Genomic DNA, 14,426 nt, shown 5'->3' with positions numbered 1-14,426 from the left:
ACGGGCCCCATGTTGTGGCCAAAGCGCGCAAAGCTGTCACCCTCGGGCCGCGAGATCGGCTGCGTCGCCTCGGGGTAGTTTTCGGCAATGCCGGCGTCCATGTGCGGCGTAGAGGTTCGGCGTCATGCTCGACTTGCCGGGAAGGCCCGGGTTTTCGAGCACCAGTACGCGGCGCACGGCTTCTTCGGCACTGATCAGGGAACCGGCCCGCATCACGAGATCTCGCACCTGCGCGTATTTCCAGATCGCACGCCGCGCTTTCGGCTGAGGGGTTTTCGGAACGAGGGGCTGTGCAGCGATTCCCAAAGCGGCGTCATACGCTCGCGGGCGATCTGCTCGTAGTAGGCTGCGCGCGATGCGCCCGGATTCTCGTTAGTCATTGCGTCTCCTTTAGGTGGTTCGCCGGGCCTGACGCACTGGCTGGCCGCGAGTCGATCAATAGACCCCGTCTTCACCTGTGGTTACCCTCTAATGCAGTCACGAGTTGCGTGGAGGTATCTCCAGGGCAACGTGCACTCAAAGGCGCCCTTGCTCAACGAGGCGACGACGGATGTGCTGGATCTCGGCCTCGCCAATCTGCAGAGCCTGCGCCGACGTGTGGACAGAGTATTGGCCGAGCACCAGGTTATACGGGTGCGGGACGGCTGAGCCGATCACGTACTCGGCGTCATCCAAGGCTAGGAAATCCACGGATGCCTCCCCGGGTTCGAAGACAATGATCTCGCCAAGTTCCAATACCTCCGGGATAGAGACTCGCCCTTTACCTATGGCCAGCCAGAGGACAGAGTGCCCCTCGGGCGGCTGATAACGCCAGCGCTCGCCCGCTTTGAGAGCAACCGCGAGATAATTAATCGACATTGCTTTGGCAATCGAGCTTTTGGCACCGTCATGTTCCCCAAGCAGCACCCGGGCGGGCCCTATTTGCGGAATGTCGGCTGCGGACTGATAGACGCTTTCCGAAGGACCGAGCTCCAAATCCGGAGGCAGCGCGATCCAGAGCTGGAAGCCACGTGTCAGGCCCGGATCGCCGGCTCCCCCGGCATGCCACACCCCCTTGCCGGCGCGCATCCGTTCCACTCCTCCCGCACGTAGGATACCGGTCGCGTGGTTTGTGTCTTCGTAGCGGACACTACCCTCGGCCACGTAGGTCAGCGTCGCCAGCCCCGAATGAGGATGCAGGCCGAAGGTCGGAAAGACGTCCCCACGATTGTCAAAGAGATCGAGGAAGACGAAGGGCTTTAGGATTCGACCAAGATCACCCGGACTCATCAGTCGCGTGATGTAGCCGTGGCTCTGGCCACGGGAACGATAAACGATGGCACGGGTCTGGTCAGACTCGATAGCTGCGGTAATGGACATGGGACCCCTTGTAAGGCCGGAGCGAAAGGGTAACGAAGATGCGTGCGCTACCAATTTGCCAAGTCAAGTTGCCGGCTTACGGCGTGTCAAACAGAAAGTTCAGGCGTCGGCCGTCAAGAATTCGACGATTAGCCTTCCTACCTCCTCGGCCCTTTCGATGTTCGGGCAATGGCCAGCGTTTGCGAGAACGGCTGCACGGGCGCCAGGAATACGCGCAGCGAGATCAACAGCGAACCCCGGAAGCCGCAGCCTGTCCCGATCCCCTGCCATGATGAGCGTTTTGGCTGTTATATTCCCGTACGGCGTGCGATCGGCGCCGCCGAACTCAGTACGAACGGGTGCCTGTGGCGAGCGAAAACGTGCCGCCGCGATCGCCTCCCACGCGCCAGGCGCGACGCTGAGTGCATGGCGGCGGCGAACGTACTCACGATCCTGATACCAGACGGGATCTTCGAATATTGCAGCGAGTAGACCGGCCATTGCTTCCTCGCTGCCGTCATAGTCGAGCAGGCGGCGGCGCTCCTCATTGTCGGGAATGAAACCACCGCCGCTAATCGCGACAAGGCGATCGATCGGCAAACGGCACGGCCTTTCGGCAGCCATCTGGAGCAGATAGGTTGCCCCCATTGAATTCCCAACGAAATGCGCTTTGTCCAGCGCCATCAGCTGAATGAAACGCACCATGTGAGACAGCATACGCTCCCGCTTGCCGTCGAAATCATGAATCTTGGCAGTCCTGCCGAAGCCCAGCCAGTCGGGGGCAATCACCCGGAAATGACGGGCAAGCGCAGGAACAAGATATTCCCAGCTCGTCTCGGCACCGCCGCCGAACTCGCCGCTGTGAAGCAGCACGACCGCAGGCCCTTCGCCGGCCTCAAGATAATGGGTGCGCATCCCATCGACCTCGACATATCGGCTGCGATGCACCACCTCAACCGGCGGCACGCGCCATGTCTGCTCGCTTGTGACTACGTTGCTCACGACAATGCTCCCATCGGCCGCAGGCGGCGCAGTTCGGCGCGGGGGCCCGCCGCCATCATGTCCGGAGTCCATTCCGATGCAGGATCGACTGTGCAGATGACCTTGTTGACGCCAGGCACACGCGCCACCACCTGCTCCACCTGCGCGATGATATTGGCCGCTTGCCAGCAGACCGGACTGGTCAAGCGCAACTCAACGTGCGCGACGCCGTCTTCGCTCAGCGTTACCTCCCTCACCATTCCCATGTCGGTCAGGCTGATTGGAAGGCCTGTCGCAATCGAACAGGGATCGACCACCTGATCGAGTATGGTTCGAATTGCAGCGGTGTCAGGCATTGGCAACCTCCTGCACAGTTGAGAACGGCGCAACCGGCCCATTTGGCCGCCGGCGCGCGAATTCGTCGTCGCGCGTAGCGGAAAGGCGGGCTTCGAGATCGAGCCCCGTCATTCGACCATAATTGTCGAACAGGATCGCACGCTTGGCCGGGAGATCGAGTTGCGGAAGACCAGTGCCCTCGATCAGCGCCTCGGGGAAAGCGAATTCGCGGACGAACGCCTCCAGCAGCGGTTGGGGATGGAAGGCCATAGCTCCGGTACCCCACAGGATCCGCTCGATAGCATGCTGCCCCCCTGGGCCGATCAGCGCCGCCATCGCATGAAGAAATGCCGCCGGGCGGCTTGCCGCCAGAGCGCTAGTGATCTCCAGATTGACATATACATTGTCGAACCGCGCGAGTTGCCACGCCGTCTCCTCCAGGAACGCCATGCCTCCGTGGACGATCTCGAAATTTAGCCCGGGGAAAGCCATGCATGCCCGGTCGATATCGTCGACCTTGTAATGCTCCATGGGCACAGGCCCGAGCGGGAGTGCCTTATGTACAGCAATGACCTTGATCCCCAGCTTCTCGGCCCGTTCGAACAATGGAAACGCGATCTCCGGATCGTCCATTTTCCATCCGCGTATCTCGCTGCCAACCCAGCTGTTCGGATAGAGCTTGAGTCCGACCGGACGCAGCAGTTCCACCTGCCGCTCCAGTTCATCCAGCGCGGCCTGACCGGTCATCGGATCAACACCGCAGTAAGTGATAAACCGATGCGGCCATCGCGCCTGGGCCTCAATCGCCTTTTCCAGGCTGCACAACCCATCCTTGAACGAGAATATGGGCAGAACATGATAGACGGCGAGATCGGTGTCACTTTCGACGAATACCTGCTCAGCCGCCTCCTTGATGGACCAGTCCCGATAGAATTGCGCCTTCGTCGGTGCGTAGCCAGGCCGCGCCGTCGCCAATACTGACCCATAGACGAGATCGCATAACGGCGCAGCGAAGCGATTGGCGTAGTTAGCCGCATCCATATTGTAGGCGTGGACGACAGCATCTAAAACGGGCAGACCATCAATCATCGTTTCCCTCCCCAGTGATTGTTAGAAAGTATCTCAATCGACTTCACTGACGTCCAGAACAGAAAATTGACAGAGTGATCTAGTTTCAAGATCAAGTGACATGCTCTGATCGATGGAGTACCCAATCTGCGACTGACAAAATTAACTTAGGATTGCGAACTCCGATAAAGTGCTCTCGTGCGCGGCGTTGCCAGTGGTGTCAGGCAACGTCATGAAGTGGAGTTATCGGACGATGCTTGTTGGAGTAGAAGTAATTTTTGCAATAGCGTATTTCGAAAGTTCATTCTCGTTTTTCGATCAAAGAGAAAATCAAGTAAAAACATCGTCGATCTGCACAATGTTCTCAAAGTTAGATTGCCTTATCTGCATTTGCTGTTGGACATGACGTTACAGCAAGATAATCTATGCGACATAAGGAAGACGCGCCGACCGGGTCGAGCGTCGCATACGTCTATATACGCAGAGACCTGCAGGAGGAACATTGATGCCTGGCTCGACCAATCCGATCTTCAACGCCAACCGGATGAAGATCGGCATCTTTGCTATTAATGGCAGGGGTGGGATCATGACGACTGTACCGGAAGCCTATGAGCCGACCTGGGACTTGTCGGTGAAGACTTCACAGATGGCGGACGCAGCCGGCTTTGAGGCGATTGTCTCCTACGCCCGCTGGAAAGGCTGGGTAACGGGTGACAATGAAGATTCCACCGGCCTCACGATGGATCCTTTCACATGGGCAGCTGGCATTGCCCAGGCGACGCGCTATTCTGCCGTCTTTGCAACCTCACATGCCCCCACGATCCACCCTATCCTCGCGGCCAAGCAGACCTCGACGATCGATATCATTTCCGGCGGCCGCTTCGGGCTTAATGTCGTAGGTGGCTGGAACAAGCCCGAGCTCGAGATGTTCGGCGCGCCCTTCAAGGAACATGATCGACGCTACGACCATCTGTCGGAATGGCTCGCCGTTATCCGCCAGCTCTGGCAATCCCATGAGGAATTCGACTTTCACGGGGACTTCTTCGATGTCGTGCGTGGATCGTCGATGCCAAAGCCTGTCCAGAAGCCCTATCCGCCGATCATGAATGCAGGTGGATCGGAAAGAGGCCGGCAATTTGCGTGCGAAAACGCGGATATGTGCTTCCTCATCATCCAGTCTGAGTCGCCTGCGTCGATCCGGCGGCAGGTGGACGAGTATAAGACCCTTGCGAGCGAAGAGTTCGGTCGCGAGATCCAGGTGTGGACCAATTCGATGGTGATGCAGCGTGATACGCAGGCAGAGGCGGAGGCCTATTACCATCGCTGCATTGTTGAGTATGAAGACAAGGCGTGCGTCGATGCGTGGATGCAGATGCAGCAGGAGCACGCAAAACTCATGTCACCTGAAGCATTGAAGGCTTTCCGTCAACGAATGGCTGGCAGCGGTGGCGGCTTCCCGCTGATAGGCTCCGCAGAACGCATCGCGGAGCGCCTGGAGATGCTGGCGGACTGTGGTCTCGACGGCATTCTGCTGACCTGGGTCGATCCGCTGGATGGGATCGAGCGCTTTACCCACGACGTGCTTCCGCTCATGGAGAAGGCTGGCCTGCGTGCGCCTTTCACCGACTAGCGCTTTTGCGTAGATTCCCGATTTGTGGAGGCAGGCCGACACGGGGTCAACCTCCATATGCCGCGCAAGCCTATTCATTCTCGTTGCAAAAACATAAGTAGCATAACTGCAGATTGGAGAGTCTCATGACGTCCCAGCGCCACATCGCTATCAACGCCTTCTACATGGCTTCGCCTACTCAATCATGGGCAGGAATGTGGCCGCACCCGCAGTCGACCGGAGCGGACTACAACAAGCTCAAATTCTGGATCGACCTCGCAAAACAGGCGGAATCTGGATTGATTGACTGCGTTTTCCTTGCCGATGCGCTTGGTGTACCGGATACATATGGCGGCGGTCCCGATGCCGCAATCCGAAGCGGCGCGCACTTTCCCGCCAACGATCCAATGTTGCTGATTCCGGCCATGGCCTCCGTCACCCGGCATATCACCTTCGGTGTTACCGGCAACACCACTTATGAACCACCCTATCTCCTTGCCCGCCGTCTGTCGACGCTTGATCAACTCACTGAAGGTCGCTTGGCATGGAACATCGTTACCGGCGTGATGCCATCTACCGCCAAAGCTATGGGGCAAGGAGAGATGGTCTCACATGACGCCCGCTACGATGTTGCAGATGAGTATATGGATCTTGTTTACAAGCTTTGGGAAGCCAGTTGGGAGGACGGCGCGGCGATTCGTGACCGTGCGCGCGGGATCTTTACCGATCCCTCCAAGGTACATACGATTCATCATCGTTCCGAGCATTTCTCTTGCGACGGCATTCATCTGTGTGAACCGTCGCCTCAGCGGACACCGTTGCTCTTTTCGGCTGGTGCCTCATCCCGAGGGATTGCCTTCGCGGGTCGACATGCGGAATGCAGCTTCATGTCCACCAACAGCATCGACTTCGCCAAGAAAACAACTCAGCGATATCGCCAAGCCGCGGTAACGGCCGGACGTGCGCCGGACTCCATCAAAGTGTTCAATGCAACTACCGTAATCGTCGGTGCGACCGAAGACGAGGCGCGCGATCGGGTCCGTGAATATCAGCGTTACACAAGCGAGGAAGGAAATCTCGCGATTTTTTCTACCTGGCTCGGCGTGGATCTGTCGCTTTACGATCCCGATGGACCGATTGACGTGGTGGAAAGCAATGCTGTCCAGTCCATCGCCGATTCCATGCGGGCTACCGGCGACATGGGCAAAGTGACGTTGCGCGACCTCGCGCGCTTCGCCAATGTCGGTGGAAGAGAGGCGTTCATTGTGGGCTCGCCAGACCAGGTCTGCGATACGTTGTTGAAATGGCGCGACGAAGCCGATGTCGATGGATTTAATCTCGTACGTACCGTCGAGCCCGATAATCTTCAGAATTTCATAGATCTGGTCATCCCACGTCTTCAGGAACGGGGTGCCTTCAAGACTGCCTATAAGGAAGGCACAATGCGCGAACAGCTGTTTCCGGAGACCGGACCTCGGCTGCGAGCAGATCACTATGGAGCGCGTTTCCGCCCCTCGGCGGTGGAGACCTAGGAGCATCGTGGTGTGGTGGCAAACGCCGGATGACGGGGCACTTCTGAACTATGGCTACGAAGGTAGATCTCGTGCCTCAGGGAAATCATGCCGAGGCGCCGGCAGAAACCGCTCGGTGAACTCTGGCGACACGCCCCGGACGCGCACGCATAGTTTGGCTAGTTCGACTTCCAATTCGCAATCGACGGTAGCCGTCACAGCGTGCTCCTTCGCGGCAAGTTCCTTCCTGACTCGCTACCGCCACTTGAACACCATATTGTCGTTCAAGCCGTGTTCTCGCGCGATGCGTGAACGGATACCCATAGCTCAATTGTCATCACGGCAATCGCACACCGATAATCGTCCGAAAGGTTCGAACGTTTCGTGGCAGCCGTTCTGACGTCATCGGAATTGCCCACTGTCGTGTCTACCAAATATTTCACGGACGCTTTATTCGCCAGCCACCGTCATATCAACAAGAATGACTCGGCATCTGGGGTACCCGCCGGCCAAGCCAAACTGCCCGGCTAAGCCAACGTTGCCCGCCGCTCACTCGGCAAGCTGCAGGCAGCGCTCGTCCTGAACACCGGAGTCCGGTCTCTCAACATGGGCGTGCCCGGCTGGACCATCCCTTCGCCTCACACTTTGACGAAGCTCACCCCAGCCAGAGGGCCAAACGGCAACGACGCTAGTGGGCCGCCGACATCGAGCGCTCCAAGATCGACTGCGAAAAAACCAGTCTTCGCGATAAGCGAGCGGACGGTCGTTTTGGCATCCACGTCGTCACCAGAGTAAAAGAGCACGCGATTTCCACCAGACACTTCCGGCGTGGGGAGGACGTTCACATCGAGGTGATTGAATGCCTTGACGAGACGCGCACCAGGAACGAGATCGCGGACAACGCTGCTCGAGTGACGGCCGCTGAGATCGACTGGCTTGATGCCGTAGGCAGCCAACGGGTTGCTCGGGTCATTTGCCTCCGGTGAGTCCGGGTCGATCCATTCGACAGGGTTGGTGCCGTCGACGACAATGCGCCCGTTCCATGCGGGCAGCCCTCCAAGGACTCGTTTCAAATCCACCCAGCGAATGGCGACGAAGACGATATCCGCCTTGGCTACTTCCTCCGTCGTACCGGCCTTGATCATCGGGTCAAGTTCTTCGACCAAGCCCGCGAGGGATTCTGGGCCCCTGCTGTTCGAAATGATGGCCGAAATGCCCACCTTGGCGAACGCCCGGGCCAGGTTCGATCCGAGCGCGCCCGCGCCGATGATGCCAATGCTCATACGTTACTCCTCCGTCAGTCAGTTAGTTCGGCTCAGGCCGCCGTGGCCACCACTGCCCGAAGACCGCGGCAACGAATACCCGCGACACACGCGCCTGCCCGTGCGCGCGACTGAGTGTGCGGACAGCGACGGTGAACATAGCAGGAATCCAAAAATGTGTAATCACTTCTATTACATATCCGTTTCTGATAAGCTCATGCAAACGATGATGCGCCGGAGCAACATGTTCCCGGCACCGCGGATCGGTGTCCCGTGCGTAATGTCGGGAACTGCTTGAACGTCTTTCCGACCACTACTGGATCGAGCAATGCGACTAAAGCGTGGACGGTGCCACAGTCGAAGCACGACGAGTGTTCAGACGGTCGAGACTGATTGTGCCCGCGCCACAGGCTGAGAAGGCCAGAAGACCGCCCGCCATGGCGAGATTCTTGAGGAAGTTGAACATTTGATTCTGGTCTGCCAACGCATGGTGGAAGATAACCGCAGTCACAACGCAGTAAATCGCCAGTAACCACGCTACGACACGAGTGCGGTAACCGAGGATCAGCAACGTTGCGCATGCCAGTTCAAGCGACATTGAGCCGATATACCCCAACAGCGGTGCAGGCAACCCCAAGGATGTGATGTACCCGATAGTAGAGGCCGGCGAAATAAGCTTTCCCACGCCGCTGATAACGAATATTACTGCCATGAGAAGACGCCCCGCAAAAAGGCTCACGTCGTTGCTCGAGTAACTCAAGGTGTTCATTTCAATTCTCCACGAGGGATTTTCGGCTTGATGATGGGAGTAACCTAAACCTGCTTGACGCGACCGACTTGTGCCCCGATCTGCGTAATTCTTTCTTCCCCCGCACGCAGCGCCTCTGATGAGGTGTGAACGGAGTAGTGTCCAGGCACGAGTTCGTGCGGATGTGCGACTGCGGAGCCGAGGACGAACTCTGATTCTTTGTCCGCCGTAAACTCAATGACGTCTTCGGATTCACCGAACACGACAAGCTCGTCGGAGATGAGTTCATCGGCGACGTGAAGTTCACCACGTTGAACACTCAGCCAGGCGATGTCGTAGCCGGGCGGCAGCGTGTACTGCCACTGCCCCCCAGCTGAAAGCCGTACGCGCAGATAGTTGATGCCGGTAGTGCGGGTACGAGGCTCTCGACGTTTCCATAACGACCAAAAATAGAAAAGGGCTTGCCTTCCCACATCAGAGCCTTGGTACGGGTTTGCACCGTTGCCATATTCTGTCTCCTTCTTATAGATAGACATTAACCAACCGACTCGTCATGCCCTTAAGGCAATGCGTGCCAGTCCATACCGCATAAGCTAATACTGTCTTCACATCGAGTCCAACAGCAAATCCAGATGGCCCGATCGAATCTTGTGAACGTCCTTCGGGTCTTCAGACTTTTCACCGTGACTGCAAAATGAGAACGGCTTGGTCGAAAAGGTCCATGACATGTTCTCAGGGGCCGGACGAGGCCTCAAGGCGTGAAAGGGCTGCTCCGCGCGACGTTACTGCCTAAACTAGTTTTGGAGACAAAGGTATCCCGGTGATCCCGGATTCAGGCGATGCGGACGGACCTCCGTAATCTACGCAGGAATCCCAATTGTTAACAGAGCGCCGGCTCCAGATGTCGCGTGCCGACGCCAGCACGCCCCGCCCTGAACAGTTTATGCAACAACGCCCCTGCTCGGCCTAGCTTAAGCGGTCGATATATCTTTCGGCATCACCAGCCTTGAACGGGCGGAACAAGTTTCCGGATTTTCGCCACGTTGCCGTGATAGTGCGCTCTACGGCTCCCTCCGGGACGTTTGTCATCCGCATCTCGCTCTGCAATAGCGTTGATAACGCATCACCAAGCAAGCATTCCACCATCCACGACAAGATCTGTGCCGGTGATGTAGGAACTCTCGTCGGAAGCCAGGAAGAGTGCCGCCTGCGCCACCTCTTCTGGTTTTGCGGCGCGTCCGAGCATAATCCGACCGAGCATGTGATCGGCCCATTCCTTATTATTGAGCTGCTCGCGGGTTTGGTTGGTCTCAGTCAATCCCGGGGAGATGGAATTCGCACGGATGCCAAATTCACGACCTTCCATCGCCATCTGGCGCGTCATCGCGATGACACCGGCCTTTGATGTGCAATGCGCCATAGAGCCTAGCGTGCGTACCGTCGTGTGCCCGTTCGCAGAGGCGGTATTGACGATCGTGCCGCCGTTTTTCTTAAGGTACGGCCAAGCGGCGCGCGTAAGGAAGAAAACGAGACTTACCTCCTCGTTTAAGCTGCGCTTCCATTCTTCATCTGAAATATCCTCGATCCAGTTGAAATAGGCCATCGCTGCATTATTGTAAAGTACGTCGATCCGGCCGAAGCGCTCAACGGCGAGATCGACCAAGGCGCGACACTCATCCGAATGAGTGAGATTGCAGGGATGGCGCGAGACCATTTCCCCGCCCGTGGCGAGCACTGCCTCCAACGTGGCCGCGCCGCCTACCTCGTCTATATCGCACCCTACGATGCGCGCGCCTTCTCGTGCGAATAACAAAGCTGCGGCGCGTCCCATGCTCCCACCCGTACCTGTGATAACGCAAACCTTATCCTGAAGCCTGCCTGTCATGGTTGTCCTCTCATATAGTTGATGCGGTTGATCGGCTGCACTTAGCTGATTTTATAGAGCCCACCGTCAACGACCAACGCCTGCCCTGTGATAAAGCCAGCCTCGTCACTCGCAAGGAAGGCGACCGGACCGACAATATCCCGCGGTTCCGCCAATCGCTTGATTGCCTGTTGCTGCCAGACTGTGCGTTTGGCGTCCTCCGGCATGCCAGCCGTCGCAGGCGTATCGGTCAGAGACGGGAGTATCGCGTTACAAGTGATGCCGTCGGCGGCGACATCATTAGCGAGACCTCGCATAAATCCGATCGCCCCCATTTTCGTCGCCATGTAAGCGCTAAGTGCCTGCTCGGCGATGCCGATCGAATTTGAGGATATGGCGATGAAGCGACCATAGCCATTCTTGCGCATACGTGGCACGAAATACTTCGCGCTATAGAAATGCGCATCGAGATTGACTGCGAACCCCCTGCGCCACGTGTCGAAGTCCAACTCATCGATGAGGCCGCGCGGAAAGGCGGCCGCGTTGTTAACGACGATGTCCAAACGATTGAACCTTTGGTCTATGGTATCTCCGAGTTTGGCCCATGTGGCTTCGATTGAGACGTCACCAGCGAAGGCCATCGCCGATGATCCCACCAATTTCGCCGACTCGGCTGGGGCTTCCAGATCGACCAAAACAACGTCAGCCCCGCATTGCGCAAGCTTGACCGCAATAGCGCGACCAATGCCACGTCCCGCACCGGTGACGATTGCTACCTTGTCTTTCAACGATGTCATGTGTCCCCTCCAGCAAATTCCAGTACCTGGCACAAGATCTGATCTCACTTGCCACCGGGCAGATAAAAGAGCAAGACTCTATCTCTTAAGCCATGTTTCCAATGACAACACCGGCGATAGCGATCACCCCACCAATTCCCTGAACAAGCGAGATCCGTTCGCCGAAAGAGAGACCTATGAAGAACGAGCCGATCATCACGCCAACGGTCAGCGCTGTCACTGCGGCACTAACCGGCGCTCCGGCCACCATCGCTCGCCCGAGAAACCAAAGCGTCAGCATATTGGCGAGAAGCATTGCAAGGGTTGGCCATGGCAGCGTCATGCCAGCGCAGAGCTTCATGAAATAGACGGCAACAAGATTGGCAGCGATGGCAATCGCGACCATTACATAGCTAACAGGCATTTCTTTTCTTCCCAAAATGAATATCAGCGGTGCCCTCCGCCACAGGTCTCCGAGCACATTGTCTTGATCAGCAATTGCGTCAACCTGCCCGATTCAACGCGTCGAATTCATACCGCCCGGCATAGCGGCAGACGCAAAATCAAGGATTTATGCAGTCTTTCATCATTTGCATTCCTTATCATGTTATTTTATAAATTGGTTGTTAAGTGGCTGCCCCAACCCGTTCTGAAATCCCGAAGCAACTTTGCCAAAAACGTACGTCGCCATCTAGCCGGTAGCATAGGTCGCAGCACGTCGTGCACCATAGTGCGCATCCCAATAATGGAGATGCTCAAGCCACGGCACATGGGTCAAGCCGATTTCATCGTTGAGCGCCATGACACGCGGCGCGGCTGGATCGAAAGCCGGCCAATCTGGAAGACCCTTCGCCGCCGGGCGGCCGGTACGGGCGAATTCCACCCAGGCAGCGCGGATGGTCTTGCCCAGGACATAGTCCCCGGGTTGCCAAGGCCAATTTCGCAGGCTAAAGCGATCGAAACTGAAAAAGATAGAACTGCAGTGAAAAGCTCCCAGCGGCCTCGGGAATGCCTGTTCGTCGTAACTATCAGCCGGCACCGGGGGGGCTTTCTGAAACTGGTAGTAGTAGACGTCGTGGCCAGCTGCAGCGTGAAGATGAGCCCATGTCCAATTCTGCCAGGTGAATACGCGGTGACTATTGGCCTTTAGGCTAGCGGCGATCGCTTCCGCGTCTGTCGCCGCCGGGTAAAGCGCAAGGAACCGCTCTGCACTATCTCCATACTCAGCCTGAACGTAGGCGCGATAGGCGGTGAGATTGGGGGAGAAACCAATCACGAGATCCTCATTCGCGACGGAGCCGACGAGAAGCGGAACAGCAGCTTGCTGCCGGCTCTCAAAAATTTGGTAGCTTCCAGCCGGCAGCACCGCCCCATCCACAATTGGTTGGGCCGCGTCAAAGATTCCCTGCATATTGGTGCCGTCGACACTGCTCGCTGTCCGGATCGTATCGACGTCGAGCGTCCGGATGTCCAGCTTAGCGCCGCCTGCGATACCGTCGGCCCAGGCTTTACCCGACCGCGTTGCTGCCGCCAGAGTTTGCCAGCGATCAGCAACACCGCTATCTTCTGCCACGGTACCGAAACTTCCACCGCTTTCAGCGATCGCGCGATGGAACAGGCCGCGTGCGCGGGGCGATGCCATCAGCAGGCTGACGCTGGAGGCGCCCGCAGAAATGCCGAAGATGGTCACGCATCCGGGATCGCCGCCGAACTCAGCAATATTATCCCGCACCCATTGGAGCGCCGCGATCTGGTCGAGCAGCCCGTAATTGCCGGAAATACCCTCGTCGCTTTCCACAGAAAGCTGGGGATGGGCGAGAAAGCCGAGCTTCGCCAAACGGTAGTTGATGGTAACGAACACCACCCCGTCACGCGCCCATGCATCACCATCGAAGAAGGGAGCCGATCCTGATCCGAACTGGAAGCCACCGGGGTGAATCCAGACTATCACCGGACGTCGCTCTCCGGCATCCGTGGCCGCCGTCCATACGTTGAGGTACAGACAATCCTCTGACTGGTGCTCATCGCCAAAGGGCAGAAGCGAATTACCCAACATCGATTGTTGAATCGCAATGGGCTTCGCGCGCGTGGCGTCTCTCAGCCCAGTCCAAGCAGCCGGAGGCCGTGGAGCACGCCAGCGCAGATCTCCAATGGGCGGCGACGCGAAGGGAATGCCGCGAAACGCGGTCACCTCCCCGTCCACGGATGGCTCCCCCTTCAACTGCCCCTGGCTTACTGTTACGATCTCGTTCATATTTAGCTCCTCACATGTCGGTGAGCGGTCATGTCAGACTCATCTCGTCCTTGCACCGTGCGGTGAAAGGCGCACGCAGGCCAGCCTTCTCCATGAGCGGAAGCACGTCGCGGGTAAAGCGCTCGATCCCATCCAGCGGATCAACCCAGGTCAGCAGAATGCCGTCGAGACCACAGTCCGCCAGCATCTCCAGGCGCTCCGCGATGCGTTCTGCGGAGCCTATCAGCGGAAAGCCGCCGCCGCTGCCAGCCATTCGTTGACGGAAAGCCTTCAATGCTTCAGGTGACATGAGTTTTGCGTGCTCCTGCTGCATCTGCATCCACGCATCGACGCACGCCTTATCTTCATACTCAACAATGCAGCGATGGTAATAGGCCTCCGCCTCCGCCTGCGTATCACGCTGCATCACCATCGAATTGGTCCACACCTGGATCTCGCGGCCGAACTCTTCTCTCGCCAGGCTCTTATACTCGTCCACCTGCCGCCGGATCGACGCAGGCGACTCAGACTGGATGATGAGGAAGCACATATCCGCGTTTTCGCACGCAAATCGCCGGCCTCTTTCCGATCCACCTGCATTCATGATCGGCGGATAGGGCTTCTGGACAGGCTTTGGCATCGACGATCCACGCACGACATCGAAGAAGTCCCCGTGAAAGTCGAATTCCTCATGGGATTG

The 14,426-nt window shown here is 57.6% G+C and carries 14 protein-coding genes and 1 pseudogene; 2 read left to right on the top strand and 13 right to left on the bottom strand.

Going from position 1 to position 14,426, the window contains the following annotated elements; all coding sequences use genetic code 11:
- The 5 genes and pseudogenes from GNZ13_RS41725 to GNZ13_RS41705 all read right to left on the bottom strand — a co-directional run.
- A pseudogene (locus GNZ13_RS41725) lies at window positions 1–380 on the bottom strand (hypothetical protein); the annotation flags it as partial.
- Window positions 381–516: 136 nt separating this feature from the next.
- On the bottom strand, window positions 517–1,359 hold the full coding sequence (locus GNZ13_RS41720; RefSeq protein ID WP_172176190.1) for a pirin family protein: 843 nt from the start codon (window positions 1,357–1,359) through the stop codon (window positions 517–519).
- Window positions 1,360–1,458: 99 nt separating this feature from the next.
- The gene (locus tag GNZ13_RS41715) at window positions 1,459–2,304 is read right to left on the bottom strand and encodes an alpha/beta fold hydrolase (RefSeq protein ID WP_216675234.1); all 846 of its coding nucleotides are present in this window, start codon (window positions 2,302–2,304) and stop codon (window positions 1,459–1,461) included.
- A 32-nt stretch (window positions 2,305–2,336) separates the two neighbouring features.
- Window positions 2,337–2,675 (bottom strand): metal-sulfur cluster assembly factor, encoded by a 339-nt coding sequence (locus GNZ13_RS41710; RefSeq protein WP_172176186.1) that lies wholly within the window; start codon window positions 2,673–2,675, stop codon window positions 2,337–2,339.
- The gene (locus GNZ13_RS41705; RefSeq protein WP_172176184.1) at window positions 2,668–3,744 is read right to left on the bottom strand and encodes an amidohydrolase family protein; all 1,077 of its coding nucleotides are present in this window, start codon (window positions 3,742–3,744) and stop codon (window positions 2,668–2,670) included. The genes GNZ13_RS41710 and GNZ13_RS41705 overlap by 8 nt, the downstream gene beginning before the upstream one ends.
- A 484-nt stretch (window positions 3,745–4,228) precedes the next feature.
- On the opposite strand from GNZ13_RS41705, the gene GNZ13_RS41700 reads away from it, so the two are divergent.
- Together GNZ13_RS41700 and GNZ13_RS41695 are read left to right on the top strand one after the other, a co-directional pair.
- On the top strand, window positions 4,229–5,353 hold the full coding sequence (locus tag GNZ13_RS41700; protein WP_172176182.1) for an LLM class flavin-dependent oxidoreductase: 1,125 nt from the start codon (window positions 4,229–4,231) through the stop codon (window positions 5,351–5,353).
- Window positions 5,354–5,478: 125 nt separating this feature from the next.
- Window positions 5,479–6,864, top strand: a complete 1,386-nt coding sequence (locus GNZ13_RS41695; protein ID WP_172176180.1) for an LLM class flavin-dependent oxidoreductase — start codon at window positions 5,479–5,481, stop codon at window positions 6,862–6,864.
- A 617-nt stretch (window positions 6,865–7,481) separates the two neighbouring features.
- On the opposite strand, the gene GNZ13_RS41690 is transcribed toward GNZ13_RS41695, so the two are convergent.
- From GNZ13_RS41690 to GNZ13_RS41655, 8 genes are all read right to left on the bottom strand, one after another.
- A complete protein-coding gene (locus tag GNZ13_RS41690) occupies window positions 7,482–8,126 on the bottom strand; it encodes an NADPH-dependent F420 reductase (protein ID WP_172176178.1) in 645 nt (214 codons plus the stop codon).
- Window positions 8,127–8,439: 313 nt separating this feature from the next.
- The gene (locus GNZ13_RS41685; protein WP_172176176.1) at window positions 8,440–8,874 is read right to left on the bottom strand and encodes a DoxX family protein; all 435 of its coding nucleotides are present in this window, start codon (window positions 8,872–8,874) and stop codon (window positions 8,440–8,442) included.
- A 44-nt stretch (window positions 8,875–8,918) separates the two neighbouring features.
- Window positions 8,919–9,389: a cupin domain-containing protein gene (locus GNZ13_RS41680; protein ID WP_172176174.1), complete on the bottom strand. Its 471-nt coding sequence runs from the start codon at window positions 9,387–9,389 to the stop codon at window positions 8,919–8,921.
- A gap of 587 nt (window positions 9,390–9,976) precedes the next feature.
- A complete protein-coding gene (locus GNZ13_RS41675) occupies window positions 9,977–10,738 on the bottom strand; it encodes an SDR family NAD(P)-dependent oxidoreductase (protein ID WP_172176172.1) in 762 nt (253 codons plus the stop codon).
- 41 nt (window positions 10,739–10,779) lie between these two features.
- Window positions 10,780–11,514 carry an SDR family NAD(P)-dependent oxidoreductase gene (locus GNZ13_RS41670; RefSeq protein WP_172176170.1) on the bottom strand — a complete coding sequence of 245 codons (735 nt, stop codon included), beginning with the start codon at window positions 11,512–11,514 and terminating at the stop codon, window positions 10,780–10,782.
- 85 nt (window positions 11,515–11,599) lie between these two features.
- Window positions 11,600–11,917, bottom strand: a complete 318-nt coding sequence (locus tag GNZ13_RS41665) for an SMR family transporter (protein WP_172176168.1) — start codon at window positions 11,915–11,917, stop codon at window positions 11,600–11,602.
- A 267-nt stretch (window positions 11,918–12,184) separates the two neighbouring features.
- On the bottom strand, window positions 12,185–13,747 hold the full coding sequence (locus tag GNZ13_RS41660; RefSeq protein WP_172176166.1) for a carboxylesterase/lipase family protein: 1,563 nt from the start codon (window positions 13,745–13,747) through the stop codon (window positions 12,185–12,187).
- Window positions 13,748–13,775: 28 nt separating this feature from the next.
- A partial coding sequence (locus GNZ13_RS41655; protein ID WP_172176164.1) for an LLM class flavin-dependent oxidoreductase occupies window positions 13,776–14,426 on the bottom strand: 651 nt, incomplete at its 5' end.

It is taken from the genome of Paraburkholderia elongata, assembly GCF_013177735.1.
GTDB classification, from domain to species: domain Bacteria; phylum Pseudomonadota; class Gammaproteobacteria; order Burkholderiales; family Burkholderiaceae; genus Paraburkholderia; species Paraburkholderia elongata.
The sequence above is the reverse complement of the archived record's forward strand: the minus strand, read 5'-3'. Positions and strand labels throughout refer to the sequence as shown.